The organism is Streptomyces sp. YS-3, from assembly GCF_045257485.1.
GTDB lineage: Bacteria > Actinomycetota > Actinomycetes > Streptomycetales > Streptomycetaceae > Streptomyces.
On sequence record NZ_JBJHPC010000715.1, the window covers coordinates 1 to 3,174 of the forward strand.

Sequence of the window (3,174 nt, forward strand, 5' to 3'; positions counted from 1 at the left end):
CTGTGCGGTGGCGCCGTGCGCGGGGGTGGCGGAGGCGGACGGGGCGGCGGCCAGGAGTCCGCCGGTGGCGAGGGCCACCAGGGACACGAGTGCGGCGGCGGCTCTACCGGTCGGCTTTCCGAGTCCCAAGGGTCTCTTCGCGTACATGGAACTGCCCTCCATGGGGGGTCGGCCCGCCGGGATGAGGGGCGGGCGGAAGGCGACCGTCACCAGGGTGTGCATGGCGAGTGCATGACAAGATCGCCTCTGAGAAAGTGCCACCCGGCTCAGTGGTGGCACAGTTGAACGTAGGACAGGGCCCTGATACCGACAACTCCCGTACGGGCAAAGCGAAAGGCAAGGATTTCCCGGAAATCTCCTCGCGGTCCGGCTGGATCACACCGCACTGATCGCGTATACCGTGGTCGACCATGGAGCCGGAGCAGGAGTCGGTCAACAGCCTTGTCGCCCTGGGGCTTTCGCGCTACGAGGCACGTGTGTACCTCGCCCTGGTGCGGCGCGACTCCTATACGGCGGCCGAGGTCGCCCGGGAGGCCGAGGTGCCCCGCCAGCGGATCTACGACGTGCTCGACGGCCTGGTCAGGGCGCAGCTCGCGGTCGCCCACCGGGGCCGGGTCGCCACCTTCGGCGCGGTGGCCCCCGAGCTGGCGCTCACTCGGCTGATGGCTCGTCAGCGAGAGGCCCTGGAACGGCTGGAACACGTCTCGACGGGACTGACCGCGGCGCTGCTGCCGCTGTGGGAGGCGGGGCGCTCCCACACCGACCCGCTCGACTACATCGAGGTGCTGCGCGACCCGAGGACGATCGCCGAGCGGTTCGCGGACATCCAGGACCAGGCCGGCCGCGAGCTCCTGACCTTCTGCCGCCCGCCGTTCGTCGCCCCCGCCGCCAACCTCCCGGGCCTCAAGGCCGCCCGGAGGCTGCGCCGGCGCGGCGGGACGGTGCGGGCGCTGTACACCTTCGACGCGCTGAGCGACGAGGAGGTCCTGGAGAACGTCGCCCGCTTCGGCGAGGCGGGCGAGGAGGCACGCTTCACCGAGGAGCTCCCCCTCAAGCTGGTGATCGCGGACGCGTCGCTGGTGCTGTGCGACATGCCGGACCCGGTGGCGGGCACGGGCGCCACGACCGCGCTCTACATCGAGCACCCGGCGCTCGCGGCCTGTCTGCGGCTGGCGTTCCTGACGGTGTGGGAGGGCGCGGAGACGATACAGCGCGTCCGCGACGGGGGCGGCGTCCGCCAGGGGTAGAGCGTGTTGCGGGTAGGGCGTGTCGCCCCGGGGCGCGGCGTCCACCGGGGTTGACGCGGTGCGTCCACCGGGGTTGATGTGGCGTGTCCACCGGGGCTGGCGCGGCGTCCGCCGGGGTTGACGCGGCGCGCCCGCCAGGGTTGACGCGGCGCGCCCGCCGGGGCAAGCGCGGGGCGGCGGGGGCCCGCCTCGCGGACCGCGCCCGCGCCGCACGCCCTTGCCGGCGCCCCGCGGGGGCTAGCGCGGGGACTCCGGGGGCCTGCCTCGCGGGCCGCGCCTGCGCCACAGACTCTTGCCGGCCGCCACCAGCACCCCCGCCACCGCGACCACCGCCAGCAGCACCAGCCAGTTGCGGAGGTAGTCCAGCGGAACCACGGTCGCGTTGGTCACCGGGCCCGGCCGCAGGATGTCCGGCAGCGCGATCGCGGTGAGGCAGCCGCCGGTCACCAGGGCCGCCCGCAGCGGGCCGCGCACCCGGGGCCGGGCCGCCACCACGCCCACGCCGACGAGCAGCACCAGCGGCGCGATCAGCCCGTCGTGCAGCACGACCGCCCCCGCCAGCCACACCGCCACGTCCCACGGCCCCTGCGCCCACACCAGCGACACGCCGAGGCCCATCAGCGCGAGCCCCAGCGCGCCCACCGCGTACCGCCCGGCCGTCACCGCGCCTCCAGCCGCGAGACCCACTTGGTCTGGAGCACGCCCGGCCGGTTGGGGGCGATGATCCGGGCCGGATAGCCGTGGTCGGCGGTGAGCACCTGCCCGTTGAGCCTGAGTGCGAGGAGGGTGAGGGGGTCGCGCGCGTAGGTGCGGCCCATGTCCATCACCCGGTAGGCGCCGTGCCGTTCGAGCGAGACGACCCGCAGCGCGGCCCCGGGCGCCCCGGCGCGCTCCATCAGGTCCCTGATCCGTACGCCGGTCCAGTGCGCGTTCTTGCTCCACCCCTCCACACAGGCGATGGGCAGCTCCACCTCGTACTGGGGCAGCGCGGCGAGCTCGTCGAGCGTCAGCTCGTACGGGCGCGGCCCGGCCACCGTGAGGCGCCAGGCCGCCGTGTCCACCCGGGTCGTCCCGGCCGCCGCCGCCGTGCGGTTGACGGGCAGGCCCAGCGGACCGTGGTCGGGGTGGCGCGGCGCCAGCAGGTCGAGGGACTTCAGCGGGGTGACGGACTGGCCCACCGTCGTCACGGTCACCGCGCCGACCGCGACCGCGAGGCCGGTGAGGAGCGAGCGCCGGTCGAGCGCGTTCTCCGGCTCGCCCGGCAGCGCGCGCGTGGCGGGCGAGCGCCGCGACCAGTACGCCGTGATGTCCGGCCACTTGACGGCCAGGTGCAGCAGCAGCGCGCCGGTCAGGAGCCAGGCGACCGCGAAGTGCACGGGAACGAAGCTGAACGGCCACGGGTACCACTGCACGGTGTTGAGCAGCCCGGTCAGCAGTTCGAAGACCGCGCCCGCGACGAGCACCGCCACCGAGAGCCGCTCCAGCGCGTGCCGTACGCCGGTGAACGCCGGCCAGACGAACAGCTTCGGATAGACGGTCCACAGCTTGCCGAAGAGCAGCGGGATCGCGGCGATGCCCGCGCCGACGTGCAGGCCCTGGGTCAGCCGGTACCCCCAGGCGGGACGGGCCGGCAGATCGTCCGCGAGCCAGCCCGGCGGGTGCTGGAGGTAGTGGCTCAGCACCCCCGTGACCATGCAGAGGAACACGGCCGCGCCGAGCAGCCGGCCGATCGCCGTCGTGGTGCGCCGGTCGTGCAGCGCGCCCCTGAACGACGGCAGCAGCGTGGACGGCGGCGGGGGAAGGGGAAGTCGTGGCCTCATGTCCCCATGACATCCCCTGGCCGCCCTGAACAGGGCTCCTGACACCTTACGGTTCCCGGACGCGTGGTGGGTTGGGCCGTCCGGGCGCCCCTCGGGCTGCGAATGTG

3 protein-coding genes are annotated in these 3,174 nt (G+C 74.1%); 1 reads left to right on the plus strand and 2 read right to left on the minus strand.

The annotated features are described in order from the left end of the window. Window positions 1-410 precede the first annotated feature (410 nt). The gene (locus ACJA3G_RS33745; RefSeq protein ID WP_406556842.1) at window positions 411-1,247 is read left to right on the plus strand and encodes a TrmB family transcriptional regulator; all 837 of its coding nucleotides are present in this window, start codon (window positions 411-413) and stop codon (window positions 1,245-1,247) included. Between the two features lie 237 nt (window positions 1,248-1,484). Here the strand turns inward: ACJA3G_RS33745 and ACJA3G_RS33750 are convergent, their stop codons facing one another. After that, window positions 1,485-1,910, minus strand: coding sequence for a hypothetical protein (locus tag ACJA3G_RS33750; RefSeq protein WP_406556843.1), 426 nt, complete (start codon window positions 1,908-1,910; stop codon window positions 1,485-1,487). Continuing rightward, complete coding sequence (locus ACJA3G_RS33755) at window positions 1,907-3,067, minus strand: molybdopterin-dependent oxidoreductase (RefSeq protein WP_406556844.1); 1,161 nt, start codon at window positions 3,065-3,067, stop codon at window positions 1,907-1,909. Before ACJA3G_RS33755 ends, ACJA3G_RS33750 begins: the two co-directional genes overlap by 4 nt. Between the last annotated feature and the right edge of the window lie 107 nt (window positions 3,068-3,174).

What these genes read in the sequence shown, in the direction of transcription:
- ACJA3G_RS33745 (WP_406556842.1), top strand. Translation starts at nt 411, where the DNA reads ATGGAGCCGGAGCAGGAGTCGGTCAACAGCCTTGTCGCCCTGGGGCTT.
- ACJA3G_RS33755 (WP_406556844.1), bottom strand. Translation starts at nt 3,067, where the DNA reads ATGAGGCCACGACTTCCCCTTCCCCCGCCGCCGTCCACGCTGCTGCCG.